This is a genomic window from Rahnella sp. 2050, from assembly GCF_040544515.1.
Classification (GTDB): domain Bacteria; phylum Pseudomonadota; class Gammaproteobacteria; order Enterobacterales; family Enterobacteriaceae; genus Rahnella; species Rahnella aceris.
In genome coordinates, this window is sequence record NZ_JBEPKE010000006.1 from 154,108 (window position 1) to 168,140 (window position 14,033).

Here is a 14,033-nt window from a genome sequence, read left to right on the forward strand (position 1 = left end):
AACGGTGCCCGTCATGAAGAAAGTGGGTCTGCGCATTGATGTGGATACCTGGAGTGGCACCCGCGAGGGTGTCCCTCAGCTTCTGCAAACTCTTGCAAATCATAAAATCACTGCCAGTTTCTTCTTCAGCGTTGGCCCGGATAATATGGGGCGTCATTTATGGCGCCTGCTTAAACCGCGCTTCCTGTGGAAAATGCTGCGCTCTAATGCGGCGTCTCTTTACGGCTGGGATATCTTACTGGCAGGCACCGCGTGGCCGGGTAAACTTATCGCGCGTGATCTCGGTTATCTGATGAAAGAAACTGCAAAACGCGGGCATGAAGTCGGGCTGCACGCCTGGGATCATCAGGGCTGGCAGGCAAAAGTCGGGAAATGGTCCGAGAAACAGCTGGAAGCACAAATCCGCCTGGGGCTGGATGCGCTCGAAAAAAGTTTGGGCCATGATGTCGAATGTTCGGCTGTCGCAGGCTGGCGTGCCGATGAGCGGGTTATCGAAGTTAAAGAACGTTTCCACTTTTACTACAACAGTGATTGCCGCGGAACGCGACCTTTCCTGCCGGTACTGGAAAACGGAACACTGGGCACTGTGCAGATTCCCGTGACGTTACCCACTTATGACGAAGTGGCTGGCGGCGAGATTAACGCCGATAACTTCAACGACTTTATTCTTGATGCTATTGCGAAAGATCATGGTGTACCGGTTTATACCATTCATGCCGAAGTGGAAGGCATGTCACTGGCTAAACAGTTCGATGAATTGTTAACCCGTGCGTCTGCGCAGGGGATCCAGTTTTGCGCGCTGGGTGAGTTGCTGCCGCAAGATCTCAGTACATTGCCAAGAGGCAAAGTGGTTCGCGCCAGTTTCCCGGGTCGGGAAGGCTGGTTAGGCTGTCAGCAAGAAGGTTTTTCCTGATGTCGAAAACAATTAAAGGCCTGTGGGGCACGCTGATTTTGGTGTTCTTTGCCCTGGTTTACCTTGTTCCTCTTAACACCCGTCTCTTATGGCAACCCGATGAAACCCGTTATGCAGAAATCAGCCGCGAAATGCTTCAGCGCGGCGACTGGGTTGTGCCACATCTTCTCGGGTTACGCTATTTTGAGAAACCCGTCGCGGGTTACTGGTTTAACAATATCAGCCAGATGATTTTTGGCGACAGCAACTTTGCCGTGCGTTTTGGATCGGTATTCAGCACGGCGCTTAGCGCGATTTTAGTGTTCTGGCTGGCGCATCTTATGTGGCGCAACCGCCAGACGGCTTACACTGCGGCATTGATTTATCTGTCCATGACGTTGGTTTTCGGCATCGGGACTTACAGTGTGATGGATCCGATGATCACGCTGTGGATGACGGCCGCAATGGTCGCAAGCTATTTCTGCCTGCGGGTATCGCGTACACCGCAAAAAGCCCTGAGCTGGATTGCACTCGGGCTGGCCTGTGGTATGGGTTTTATGACCAAAGGCTTTCTGGCGCTGGCGTTACCGGTTATTGCGGTTCTGCCGATTATCTGGCGCGAAAAGCGTTTCAAAACCCTGCTTGGCTGGGGGCCCCTGGCGATTGTGAGTGCGGCGGTACTGAGCCTGCCGTGGGTGCTGGCGATAGCACACCGGGAGCCGGACTTCTGGAACTACTTCTTCTGGGTTGAGCATATTCAGCGTTTTGCTGAGGCTGATGCTCAGCACAAGGCACCTTTCTGGTATTACCTGCCGGTGCTGTTTCTGGGGGCGCTGCCATGGCTCGGGTTGTTACCGGGAGCTTTGCGGGCGGGCTGGACTCAACGCGTCATGCGTCCGGAATTGTTCTTCCTGCTGAGCTGGGCAATCATGCCGCTGATTTTCTTTAGCATTGCTAAAGGTAAATTGCCGACTTACATTTTGCCGTGCTTTGCGCCGCTTGCCCTGCTGATGGCGGATTATTTAGATAAGATCCTTGAGTCAGGAAAATTACGTGCACTGAAAGCCAATGGGACCCTCAACATCGTGTTTGGTGTGTTGCTGGCCGTGGCAGTTCTGTTGATCTCCGGCATATTACCTTTCCACATCAAAGCCGTGTTCAGTCGTTCTGAGTTGCCGCATGCCCTGATCGGTATTCTGTGTTTTGCCGTGTGGGCGCTGGCTGGCGCAGTGTCGCTGACGGATTTGAAAAAGCGCTGGTATTGGGCTGCCCTTTGCCCGCTGGTGCTGGCATTGCTGGCCGGACAGGCTATTCCGAAAAAAGTGATGGATTCCAAACAGCCACAGCCCTTTTTGACGCAAAATATGGCGTTGCTGAAAGACAGTCGTTATGTGCTGACAGATAACGTCGGTGTGGCAACCGCAGTTGCGTGGACACTCAAGCGCAGCGATATTCTGATGTTTGATGAAAAGGGTGAGCTGCAATACGGTTTGAGCTATCCGGATGCCAAAGACAATTTTGTCGATGCGGCACATTTCTCACAGTGGCTGCAACAAGCGCGTCAGGCAGGAAATGTCTCTCTGATCCTCAGACTTGACCGTAATGCTGCGGTGAAATCCTCTCTGCCTCCTGCGGATCAAACGGTGCGGATCGACCGTCAGGCACTGTTATTCTACAAAAAACTGCCATGACCGGTTTCCTTCTGGTTCTTGTCGTCAGCGTTGTCACCTGTGCCGGTCAGCTTTGTCAGAAGCAGGCCGCACAGGTTGCTGCGCATGGCATGGCGAGGGTTTTACGCTGGCTCGGGCTGGCGATATTGTTGCTCGGTATCGCCATGCTGTTATGGTTACGTGTATTGCAATTATTGCCGCTGAGCCTGGCTTATCCGATGCTCAGCCTGAATTTCGTCTTGATCACGCTGTGTGCCCGATGGTTCTTCGGTGAAGTTGTCGATGGCCGCCACTGGTGCGGCGTCGCACTGATCATGTGTGGTATTGCACTAATGAGTGTCAGCTTATGAAAGGATACCTGTGGAGTGCGGGAAGTGTTTTGCTGGTAACGGCGGCACAATTACTGATGAAATGGGGCATAGTGCAGATCCCGTTGTTTTCACTGGCCGCTATAGATACTCCCTTTATTGTTAGCCATTTACATGCCCTGATTGCCGTTTTTATGGGGCTGTGTGGCTATATATTATCGATGGGATGCTGGTTCTTTGCCTTGCGTTACCTGCCACTCAACCGGGCGTATACCTTACTGAGTCTGAGTTATGCGCTGGTGTATATTGCCGCAGTAACGCTGCCCTGGTTCAATGAAAGCATCAGCTTAAGTAAAACAATTGGCGGGTTGCTTATCCTGTCAGGTGTCTGGCTTATCCACAGTAAACCGGTAAAAAAATCCCATTGAATGATTTTTATGACGATAAAAAACATCATTAAACATTGGATGACGGATAAAATAGCGCTAAATTCTATTAGTTCTTAGATAACGGCGACTTATCCGGCGCGCGTAAACCTTCGCGTCTGGTCAGGCCGTGATGCTATTCGAGAAGGAATGCACTATGCGCTGCTCATCCGTATCCATGTATTCCCTGCTGGCCGTTGCCGCATTAATTCTTAACGGTTGCAGCAGCCACGCTCCGCCGCCAAGCGGCAGGTTTGCCGATTCTATTACTGTCGTGGCCGAGCTTAACGACCAGCTCAGCCAATGGCACGGTGCCCCGTATCGTTACGGCGGATTACAACCGAGCGGCGTTGACTGTTCTGGTTTTGTCTTCCGCACTTACCGCGATCGGTTTGGCGTCGTGCTGCCGAGAACGACCGCCGACCAGACCAAAATTGGCACCAAAGTGCCACGTGATGAATTGTTGCCCGGCGACTTAGTCTTCTTCAAAACCGGCAGCGGTGAAAATGGTTTGCATGTCGGTATTTATGATACTGCCGATCAGTTTATTCATGCCTCGACCAGCCAGGGCGTGACCCGTTCTTCACTCGACAACGTTTACTGGCGAAAAGTGTACTGGCAGGCGCGCCGTATCTGACACGGTGCCCAATCGCATTCCCCCTGATTTCACTGCGTATTTCATCCTGTTTTTTGCTGTTATTATCAAAGCAGACTCATTCAGGATGAATATGCAATGAAACCTCTCAGACTATTACTTTCCGATTCTTACGATCCCTGGTTCAATCTGGCCGTAGAAGATTGTATTTTCCGCGAGATGACCACGCAGCGTGTGTTATTCCTCTGGCGAAATTCCGAAACCGTGGTTATCGGGCAGGCGCAGAATCCGTGGAAAGAATGCAATACCCGCAGAATGGAAGAAGACGGCATTCGTCTGGCGCGGCGCAGCAGTGGCGGCGGGGCGGTTTTTCACGATCTCGGGAATACCTGTTTCACCTTCATGGCGGGCAAACCGGAATACGATAAAAGCGTTTCAACCGGCATTATTCTCAACGCACTAAAAACGCTGGGTATCGATGCTATTGCCTCGGGTCGTAACGATCTGGTGGTACAGACGCCGGAAGGCGAGCGGAAAATTTCCGGTTCCGCCTATCGTGAAACAGCCGACCGCGGCTTCCATCACGGCACGTTACTGCTTAATGCCGATCTCAGCCGTCTCGCCAACTATCTCAATCCGGACGTCAAAAAGTTGCAGGCGAAAGGGATCACTTCGGTGCGTTCGAGGGTCGCGAATCTCAATGAGTTTGTGCCGGATATCAATCATGAGCAAATTTGCCAGGCCGTGATTGCGGCATTTTTCGACTGGTATGGTGGGAATGTAAAACCTGAAATCATCTCTCCGGAGGTGTTTCCTGACATTCCGGGATTCCCCGAAAGATTTGCTAAACAAAGCAGCTGGGAATGGAATTTCGGCAAAGCACCGGCCTTCAGCCATTTACTGAACGAACGGTTTATCTGGGGCGGGGTGGATATTCACTTTGATGTGGAGAAGGGCAACATCAGCCGTGCGCAGATTTTCACCGACAGCCTTAATCCCGCACCGTTACAGAGATTAGCCGCGGAGCTGGCAGGCACGCGCTATCACGCGCAGGACGTCGGGGAAGCCTGCCAGCGCATCATTATCCGATATCCGGCGATGCAGGCTGAACTCACTGAACTGCAAAACTGGCTGGTGCGTTGTATCCAGTAAAGTTGAGAATGCCGGAGGTCGGTGATGATGACGAATAACCTCCGGTTTATTATTACCTTAGCAAAATTACTCATCATTCTTAAAAGCCCGGTTGTGAATCCCGTCACTTGCGCAATATTCCATAAGACACTATAACCATTAGCTAAAATATTTAGTAACATGCTTTTTGGGCATTAGCACAAAACAAAGCAGGAATTCTTGTTGAAAAAGGATTGATAGCGCTCACAAGGCAAGTTGCGTGTTTTCACCTCTGGCGATAAGATTAGTCTGAAATCCCTGTGTTGACTGTTATAACCCCTAAAAAGAAGGCAATAAGGGAAAGGCGTTTTTAAAAAACTTTGAATCGCAGCCGCTCGTGTGGTCGTCTCTGTACACTTACAACCGGACAGGCTCTTTATTGATATCAATTTCTCTAATATTTCGGTTTCGCCTCGGGGCTCCGGTATCTTTATGATCTGATTGATAGTCAAAAAAGTTATTAATCAATTAGTCGTGCCGTTGATGTTTTGGACAAAAATGAAAATACAATTCGATACGGCCTTTAACAGCAGCTACCTGTGCCAGCCGGTCTATACCATTGACGGGAAATTACTCGCCATAGAATTAATTTGCCGTTTTTCCAGCGCAGACAGCAAGTTAGTCATGCCCACAGAACTGGTACTGAACCTGTTAACACCGCAGCAGTTATTACGGTTTCTTAATGAGCAACAGATATGGGCGGGTGAGCATGCCCGATGGTTTAGCGATAATCAGGTTATTTTGAATATCAGTGTTGAGGAAAAACAGGTGGCCTTATTGCTGGAAGATGAAAATCTCCGCAATGCGTTCAGCATGCATACTTTCATTCATCTTAATCTGAGCGAGTCGTTTCCGCGTCTTTCCGAAGGCAAAAATAACCAGCAACTGGTTGCATTAAAACAATATTTTCCACTTTGTCTGGAAAACTTCGGCTCAGGCACTATTAACATGGTGCCCGTTTTTGACCATCTTTTTCAGTGGGTGAAGCTCGACAAAAATCTTTTCTGGCAGCTCTGTGAGGGGGAACATTTCACTATCGTGATGCCCTCGCTGATAAGAAATGTTAACCGGTTTTGCCGTAATATCGTGGTCGACGGGCTCGACTCTCAGGACTATTTTGATGCGTTACGCAAAGTAGAAATACAAGGGGTGAAGGGTTTGCTATGGCCTGGTGTTGAGCCCGCTGAACTGGACAGCCTGCTTGTGCGGCCCACCCAATTTCACTGATCGTCGCAGGTTGTTTCACTCTCAGGATCCCGGCCAGCGCCTGCTGTGCCGGGATTTTTTATCACTCAAGGTCATAATCTCCCTGCATTCGCTCCGTGTTAATTAACGTCCCGCAGTCCTACACTATTAAAAAGGGGGATTTATGCCGCGATTTGAACATCATTATGCTGACCAGTTGCCTGACTTTTACACGCAACTGCAACCGACGCCGCTAAAAGGCGCACGGCTTCTTTATCACAGCGAACCACTGGCGCGTGAACTGGGGCTGGATGACTCGCTTTTCGATGCTCAGCATCGCGAATACTGGTGCGGTGAAAAACTCTTCCCCGGTATGCAGCCTCTGGCTCAGGTTTATAGCGGACATCAGTTCGGCCAGTGGGCCGGACAACTGGGCGACGGGCGGGGTATTTTACTGGGTGAACAGGTTTTACCTTCCGGAAAACGGTTCGACTGGCATCTGAAAGGGGCCGGGCTGACACCTTATTCACGAATGGGAGATGGTCGTGCGGTTTTGCGTTCTGTCGTGCGTGAGTTTCTCGCCTCGGAAGCGCTGCATCATTTATCGGTGCCGACAACGCGGGCGTTGACGATTGCCACCAGTGATGAGCCGGTTTTCCGCGAGCAGCCTGAGCGCGGTGCGATGCTGATCCGCGTGGCGGAAAGCCATGTTCGCTTTGGTCATTTCGAGCACTTCTACTACCGCAAACAGCCTGAACATGTCAGGCAACTGGCAGATTATGTCATCGCACATCACTGGCCCCGGTTGCTGGAAAGTGAGCCGGTTGACGCATCACGCTACCAGCAATGGTTTACCAGTGTGGTGGAACGAACCGCTGCGCTGATTGCACAATGGCAAAGTATCGGGTTTGCACACGGCGTAATGAATACCGACAATATGTCGATTCTCGGACTGACTATCGATTACGGCCCTTACGGTTTCCTCGACGATTATAAGCCGGGTTATATCTGCAACCATTCCGATCATCAGGGGCGTTACAGCTACGATAATCAGCCGGCGGTGGCTTACTGGAACCTGCATCGTCTGGCACAAACGCTATCCGGCCTGATGTCCACGGAACAGCTCCAGACCGCGCTTGGCGAGTATGAACCGGCGCTGATGAGGGCCTATGGCACGCTGATGCGCGGCAAACTGGGTTTCTTTACCGAGAATAAACAGGATAACGATCTGCTCACCGGGCTGCTAAGTCTGATGGCGAAAGAGGGGCGGGATTTCACGCAGACTTTCAGGTTGCTCAGCCAGACAGAACAACAGCAGGCCGCGTCGCCTTTACGGGATGAATTCATCGACCGTGACGCTTTTGACAGCTGGTATCAGGCTTATCGTCATCGTTTACAAACGGAAGATATTGATGATGCCACGCGGCAGGACGCCATGAAACAAAGTAATCCACGCATTATTTTGAGAAATTATCTGGCGCAGAAAGCCATCGAAAGGGCTGAAGTGGATGATATCAGTGCGCTGGAGCAACTTCACCAGGCATTGCGTGACCCTTACAGCGATGCGCCTCAGTATGATGAAATGGCGAAATTGCCACCCGACTGGGGAAAACACCTCGAAATATCTTGTTCGAGCTGAGATAAAAAATGCCACATCTGAATGTGGCATTTTTATTGAACCGTCTCTACTGGCGTAAGAAAACTTGCGGCAATGCGGTTTCCGGATGCGGGCAGACGTTCAAATCGGCCTGATACCAGCGGCTCAGTATGGCTTCGCTCAGTACGTCAACGGGCGTCCCGCTGGCGACCACTTTTCCGCCGTGCAATAAAATAATCCGGTCGGCATACAACGCCGCAAGATTGAGATCATGCAGCACGCAACATACCGCCAGCGGCGTTTGCCTGGTTAGCTGTCGCAGCAAACGCAACGCGTGTTGCTGATGATATAAATCCAGCGCCGATGTAGGTTCATCGAGAAACAACCAGCGTGAGGAAGGGGCGGGTTGCCAGAGCTGGATCAGTACCCGCGCCAGTTGAACCCGCTGCTGTTCGCCCCCCGATAAATGGCGATAATCTCTTTCTGCCAGATTCAGACAATCGGTTTGCGTCATGACTTCAGTCAGTGCCCGTTGCATATTTTGCTGACCGTGCGGTGAACGCCCGAGTGTCAGTACTTCCCGCACGCTAAAGCCAAACGCCAATGTACTGTTCTGACGCATAACTGCCCGGGTGCGCGCCAGTTCCTGTGCTGGCCAGTCATTGAGTTGTCTTCCCTGAAGCGAAATCTGCCCCGATTGTGGCATCAGGTAGCCGGTCAGCATACGCATCAGTGTTGATTTTCCGGCACCGTTTGGCCCAATCAACGCCACCATCTCTCCGCTTTGCAAGCTGAGTGAAACATCGTCAATTAACCGGCGGCTATTGACGGAATACGTCAGATTTTCTGCAACCATTGATGAAGTAAAGTCAGACATTACGCGGAACTCCCGGGCGCAGGATCAGCCATAAGAAATACGGCCCGCCAATCAGGCTGGTGAGCAATCCCACCGGCATTTCTGCCGGAGCAACCAGTGTGCGGGCCAGCGTGTCAGCGAGCAAAAGCAGGCAGGCACCCGCCATGGCCGATCCCGGTAATAGCCAGCGGTGGTCTGCGCCAATACGCATCCGCAACAGGTGCGGGATCACCAGACCGATAAAACCGATCACACCAGAAACCGCGACAGCAGCCCCGACCAGCAGGGCGCTCAGCAGCAATAATTGCAACTGCGTGCGGCGGACATTCACACCGAGATAGTGCGCGTCTTCTTCACCTAATTGCAGGATATTCAGGCGCCGCGCCATGAACAGGGACGCAACACAGGCTGGCAGGATCAGCGAAGAGGCCACAGCCAGTGTCGGCCATTGCGCCTGCCCGAGACTGCCCATGCTCCACAAAGAGAACTGGCGTAACTGCTGGTCATCACTGACGTAGGTCAGCACGCCGACAGCGGCACCGCACAGTGCATTGATGGCAATACCGGCAAGCAGTAAGCGCGATAACCCACCATGGCCGAAACGACTCAGTGTAAAGACGATGGCTGAAATGGCCAGACTGCCAGCAAATGCGCTGATCATATGGCTGTACAGGGCCAGCAAGGGTGGCAATGCCAGTGGCATCACTATAGTCAGGGCAACCGCAAGCGCCGCGCCGCTGCTGATCCCAAGCAGGCCGGGGTCCGCCAGCGGGTTGCGAAACAATCCCTGCATAACCGCACCGGAACTGGCCAGCGCGCAACCGACTACCACCGCCAGCAGCACGCGGGGAAGGCGGATTGTCAGCCAGACCTGCCATAAACTATCGCCAAATGGACGTGCGAGTAACGTCCTTAACGACAGTGACATCGCGCCGGTATTCGCGGCCATCACGGCCAGCACCAGCAGAGCGCCGCCAAGGCCAATCATCGCCCAAACTGGCGAACGGCGACCTGACGGCACCGGAGGGCTCATGCTACTCATTTTGCTTGTTCCGCAGCCTGACGAAGTTGTGCCATCACCGCAGGTGTTTGCAAACCAAAGCCCAGCAGGGACATATCATCGATGACCAGCACACGCTTATTTTTGCCCGCAGGCGTCATAGCAACACCCGGCAGTTTCCACACCTGATCCATTCCACCCAGGGTTTTAACTCCGTCAGCGGTCAGTAGCAGGATATCCGGCGCACCGGCAATCACCCCTTCCTGTGACAGCGGACGGTAACGACTGAATCCCTGCATGGCATTTTTCGCCCCGACAGACGTAATCATCGCATCTGCCGCAGTATTCTGACCTGCTGCCATAGATGACATGCCACCGTGGCTCATCACAAACAACATTTTTACCGGCAGGGCATCGTGTTGAATAGCAGAAATCTGCGAACGATAGGTCGCGATCAGTTTTTCACCTTCCGCCTGACGGTTCAGCGCTGCGGCAATTACTTCGATTTTATCCGGGACGATGTCCGCAGAAGGTTTCCCCGGCACACGCACCACTTTTACGCCGTTCTGCTCAAGCTGTTTTAACACCAGTGAGGGTTCTGCCAGTTCGCTGCTCAGCACCAGCGACGGGTGCATAGACAAAATCCCTTCAGTATTGAGCTGGCGCATATAACCGACGTCCGGCAGGGCCAGTACTGCCTGCGGACGCAAGCTGGTACTGTCGCGGGCGACCACTTCGTTGCCCGCACCGAGTGCGTAAACAATTTCGGTAACGTCACCGCCAATACTGACAAGCTTTTCAGCGGCATACAGCATCGGGGTCGCCAGCAATGCTGTAATAGCGGCCACCATTTTCAAGGTTTTGTTCATGCTGCAACACCTTCATTGCTAAGTTGTGCCAGTTGTTCCCGCCACTGAGTTTGTTCAGGATTGCCTTCGTTACGCTGACCGTAAAGTTGCGCGATCTGCGTACCATCAGCGGCAAATAACTCCAGGCTGGTCACGAAACCGTCTTTGGTCGGCTTACGGGTGATCCAGCTTTCCGCGATAGCACTTTCCACCAGATGCAGGGTGAACTGTTTGTTGAAGACGTTAATCCATTCACCGTGCGGCATGACCTTTTCAATCGGACCGGTGAAAATTTGCACGCAACCCCGGTTGCCTACAAAAATCATGATTTCGTTTTGGTCATCTTTGGCGATATTCAGTAAACGCGTCAGCGAGCCGTTATCGACGCGCCATGCCAGATCATCCCCGACAGCTTTAAACGCTTGCTGGCGGGTGACATCGTGACGTTTCAGCAACTGGAAGAACTGGTGAACGTCGGTCATTGCACGCCATTCAGCATCGAGAGTGCTGGTGTCGGCGGCTGTCGTCGGAGCCGGAACTTCAGGGGCGACTTCAATTTGCAGCGGAGGATTGACGTCACTTTTGTACTGCGCAATCAGCGCGTCCCATGCTGCCATGTCAGTTTCATCGGTGTTATACACTTTATGAACGGCATCACCGTGCGCATCGAAGAACTGAATGCTGTGGCGAACGCCGCGGGCCGTGGTTTCTGACAGGCTGAAAATGTGCAGCCAGTGTTGCAGGAACAAACGCAGGTCCAGCGCGCGTGGATTAAGGATCAGACCGGCGTGACCGCTGAGATGCTGATTCTCATAGCGACCTTCCTGCTCGTGTACGGCAAAGTTGTTACGGGTGATTGACTTGGTGCCACCGACATTCTCCAGAGCAGCCAGCAAGCTACGGGCATCAACATCCAGACGCGCAGCATCATGGGAAACACGTAAAGCCGTTAACTCAGCTTCGCTTATCCGTAAAATTCCCGCCAGATCGCGGGCATATTTACCGGGATTAGCTTCTTTTGCCTGTAAATAGTCCTGATAGTGAACTGAATGCATTGCTGTTTCCTCGTTGTCTAAAGTCACCCGCTCTTTGGCGGATAAAGCTTGCGATGTTATGTGAATGATTTGTAAAAATATTTATGGCAAGAGTACGTTTAATACACGTGTGGTAATGGGAATTAATATCAATTTGATAATCATTATCAAATCATTACCTAAACACATCAAGAAGATTTTTGTCGCTGGAATGTAATTCTGTGGCGTTAACCCCTTAATTTAAGAGGGGAAGCAGGAGGGGATGCGCGGAGAAGCATCAGAACAGACAGAGGGTTACACGCCCCCAGGCCTGCTACTGACACAAAAAAGGGCAACCAAAGTTGCCCTTAAGAAGGTTACAGCAAAGTGATCAGAACCGGCTGTTTGTTGCCTGCGCAAGCATTGAGAGTAATGTCTCGGTGTCTTCCCAACTCAGACATGGGTCGGTAATCGATTTGCCGTAAATCAGAGGTTTGCCGTGAACGATGGGCTGTGTGCCTTCAACCAGGAAACTTTCCGCCATGATGCCCGCAATGGCAGTTGAACCGCTGATGATTTGCTGGCAAATATCTTCTGCTACCTCAAGCTGACGACGGTGCTGTTTCTGGCAGTTGCCATGACTGAAATCGACCACCAGCCGCTGCGGCAAATCGAATTCCGCCAGATTCAGGCAGGCTTGTTCGAGGTCATCCGCATGATAATTCGGTTTTTTACCTCCACGCATAATCACATGGCCGTAAGGGTTGCCGGCGGTACGGTAAATGGTCATCTGACCCTTTTTGTCCGGTGACAGGAACATATGACTGGTGCGCGACGAACGGATAGCATCGATGGCGATGCGGGTATTTCCGTCAGTGCCATTTTTAAAACCAACAGGGCAGGAAAGTGCCGAGGCCATTTCGCGGTGGATCTGACTTTCGGTGGTGCGAGCGCCGATGGCACCCCAGCTGATCAAGTCGGCAATATATTGTCCGATCACCATATCAAGGAATTCGGTCGCTGTCGGGATGCCTAGTTGGTTGACGGTCAGTAATACTTTACGTGCCAGCTCAATACCGTCATTCACACGGCAGGAACCGTTCAGTTCAGGGTCTGAAATCAGGCCTTTCCAGCCGACAACGGTGCGTGGCTTTTCAAAGTACGTACGCATGACGATTTCCAGGCGATCCTGATACTTTTCACGCAATACGCTGAGCTTGCCCGCGTAATCAATAGCCGCTTCTATATCGTGGATTGAGCAGGGGCCGACAACGACCAGCAACCGCTGATCTTCACCGCTGATAATCTTTTCAATTCGTTTACGTGATTCCATCACGTGTTGTGCGACCGACGGGGAAATTGGCAGTTTGTCTGCCAGTGCCTGAGGCGTAATCAGGCTGTCGATGCGCGTCGTACGCAGTTCATCTGTTTGTGACATCGTGTTCTCGAAAAATTTGTTTCTTCGCTGCGGCAGGAATACCGGGAAGTGATGCCGATCACAATAACGCAAAACCCGATGAATTCAACCATTGGCGGCAGGATATGCCATCTACATCAGTAAAAGGATTCAGAACATCCGGCGACTCATGCCGAAGCTATCCATGATCTTCGCCGAAATCTCCTCAACAGAATAATTTGTACTGTTGAGGTAACGGATCTGATTTTTGCGGAATAAAGCTTCTACCTCAGAGACTTCCATCCGGCACTGGCGCAAAGATGCATAGCGGCTGTTTTCAACGCGTTCCTGGCGAATTGCCGTCAGTCGTTCCGGGTCAATCGTCAGGCCAAATAGCTTATGCATATGCGGTTTTAACGCGGCAGGTAACTGGATATTGTCCATATCGTCGGCGGTAAATGGGTAGTTAGCCGCGCGGATACCAAACTGTAATGCCAGATAAAGGCTGGTCGGCGTTTTACCGCAACGCGAGACCCCCAGTAAAATCACCTGCGCCTGATCGAGGTTGCGCAGGGAAATCCCGTCGTCGTGGGCCAGCGTGTAATCAATCGCGGCAATGCGCGCATCGTATTTACTGATGTTGCTGGCTGTCAGGCCATGCGTCCGGTTGGCAATTGGGGTAGGATCTACGCCCAGCTCATTCTGTAAGGGGGCGACCAGCGACTGAACAATATCCTGACAGAAACCTTCACTGTTTTTAATGATGTCGCGGATGTTGGGTGAAATGATGGAATAAAACACCAGTGGGCGGGCACCGGTTTTCTCAAAAATTTCATTAATTTGCCGGCAGACAGCTTTGGCGCGCTCTTCACTTTCAACAAAGGGGAGTGAATAGGTTGTGGCATTTACCGGAAATTGTGAAAGCACAGCATGGCCTAAAACTTCTGCTGTAATCGCGGTACCGTCCGAAATGTAAAACACGCATCTGTCCACAAACTGCTCCTGAGTTATCGCACTTCATTTATCTTCAACTTATCGCTTATTTAGTAATAACCAGAATTTCAGGAAATAAAAAGCG

14 protein-coding genes are annotated in these 14,033 nt (G+C 51.7%); 8 read left to right on the forward strand and 6 right to left on the reverse strand.

Annotated features, from left to right (window positions below; translation table 11 throughout):
- Window positions 1-13 precede the first annotated feature (13 nt).
- The 8 genes from arnD to ABIC79_RS20490 all read left to right on the forward strand — a co-directional run bounded on the left by arnD (window position 14) and on the right by ABIC79_RS20490 (window position 7,884).
- Complete coding sequence (gene arnD, locus ABIC79_RS20455) at window positions 14-913, forward strand: 4-deoxy-4-formamido-L-arabinose-phosphoundecaprenol deformylase (protein WP_013576122.1); 900 nt, start codon at window positions 14-16, stop codon at window positions 911-913.
- Window positions 913-2,583 carry a lipid IV(A) 4-amino-4-deoxy-L-arabinosyltransferase gene (gene arnT / locus ABIC79_RS20460; protein ID WP_013576121.1) on the forward strand — a complete coding sequence of 557 codons (1,671 nt, stop codon included), beginning with the start codon at window positions 913-915 and terminating at the stop codon, window positions 2,581-2,583. Before arnD ends, arnT begins: the two co-directional genes overlap by 1 nt.
- A complete protein-coding gene (gene arnE / locus ABIC79_RS20465) occupies window positions 2,580-2,912 on the forward strand; it encodes a 4-amino-4-deoxy-L-arabinose-phosphoundecaprenol flippase subunit ArnE (protein WP_013576120.1) in 333 nt (110 codons plus the stop codon). The genes arnT and arnE overlap by 4 nt, the downstream gene beginning before the upstream one ends.
- Window positions 2,909-3,298, forward strand: a complete 390-nt coding sequence (arnF, locus tag ABIC79_RS20470; RefSeq protein ID WP_013576119.1) for a 4-amino-4-deoxy-L-arabinose-phosphoundecaprenol flippase subunit ArnF — start codon at window positions 2,909-2,911, stop codon at window positions 3,296-3,298. The genes arnE and arnF overlap by 4 nt, the downstream gene beginning before the upstream one ends.
- A gap of 154 nt (window positions 3,299-3,452) precedes the next feature.
- Window positions 3,453-3,932 (forward strand): NlpC/P60 family protein, encoded by a 480-nt coding sequence (locus ABIC79_RS20475; RefSeq protein WP_013576118.1) that lies wholly within the window; start codon window positions 3,453-3,455, stop codon window positions 3,930-3,932.
- Window positions 3,933-4,028: 96 nt separating this feature from the next.
- On the forward strand, window positions 4,029-5,042 hold the full coding sequence (gene lplA / locus ABIC79_RS20480; RefSeq protein ID WP_013576117.1) for a lipoate--protein ligase: 1,014 nt from the start codon (window positions 4,029-4,031) through the stop codon (window positions 5,040-5,042).
- A gap of 516 nt (window positions 5,043-5,558) precedes the next feature.
- Window positions 5,559-6,287 carry an EAL domain-containing protein gene (locus tag ABIC79_RS20485; RefSeq protein WP_013576115.1) on the forward strand — a complete coding sequence of 243 codons (729 nt, stop codon included), beginning with the start codon at window positions 5,559-5,561 and terminating at the stop codon, window positions 6,285-6,287.
- 142 nt (window positions 6,288-6,429) lie between these two features.
- Window positions 6,430-7,884, forward strand: a complete 1,455-nt coding sequence (locus tag ABIC79_RS20490) for a protein adenylyltransferase SelO (RefSeq protein ID WP_013576114.1) — start codon at window positions 6,430-6,432, stop codon at window positions 7,882-7,884.
- A 46-nt stretch (window positions 7,885-7,930) separates the two neighbouring features.
- On the opposite strand, the gene ABIC79_RS20495 is transcribed toward ABIC79_RS20490, so the two are convergent.
- The 6 genes from ABIC79_RS20495 to ppsR form a co-directional block, all read right to left on the reverse strand.
- Window positions 7,931-8,719 (reverse strand): heme ABC transporter ATP-binding protein, encoded by a 789-nt coding sequence (locus tag ABIC79_RS20495; protein ID WP_013576113.1) that lies wholly within the window; start codon window positions 8,717-8,719, stop codon window positions 7,931-7,933.
- Entirely contained in the window at window positions 8,712-9,740 is a 1,029-nt protein-coding gene (locus tag ABIC79_RS20500) for a FecCD family ABC transporter permease (RefSeq protein ID WP_162906064.1), read from the reverse strand. Before ABIC79_RS20500 ends, ABIC79_RS20495 begins: the two co-directional genes overlap by 8 nt.
- A complete protein-coding gene (locus ABIC79_RS20505) occupies window positions 9,737-10,567 on the reverse strand; it encodes a heme/hemin ABC transporter substrate-binding protein (protein ID WP_112152174.1) in 831 nt (276 codons plus the stop codon). The genes ABIC79_RS20500 and ABIC79_RS20505 overlap by 4 nt, the downstream gene beginning before the upstream one ends.
- On the reverse strand, window positions 10,564-11,601 hold the full coding sequence (locus ABIC79_RS20510; protein ID WP_013576110.1) for a hemin-degrading factor: 1,038 nt from the start codon (window positions 11,599-11,601) through the stop codon (window positions 10,564-10,566). The genes ABIC79_RS20505 and ABIC79_RS20510 overlap by 4 nt, the downstream gene beginning before the upstream one ends.
- 349 nt (window positions 11,602-11,950) lie before the next feature.
- A complete protein-coding gene (locus ABIC79_RS20515) occupies window positions 11,951-12,997 on the reverse strand; it encodes a 3-deoxy-7-phosphoheptulonate synthase (RefSeq protein ID WP_013576109.1) in 1,047 nt (348 codons plus the stop codon).
- A 129-nt stretch (window positions 12,998-13,126) separates the two neighbouring features.
- On the reverse strand, window positions 13,127-13,948 hold the full coding sequence (ppsR, locus tag ABIC79_RS20520) for a posphoenolpyruvate synthetase regulatory kinase/phosphorylase PpsR (protein WP_013576108.1): 822 nt from the start codon (window positions 13,946-13,948) through the stop codon (window positions 13,127-13,129).
- Window positions 13,949-14,033: the final 85 nt, after the last annotated feature.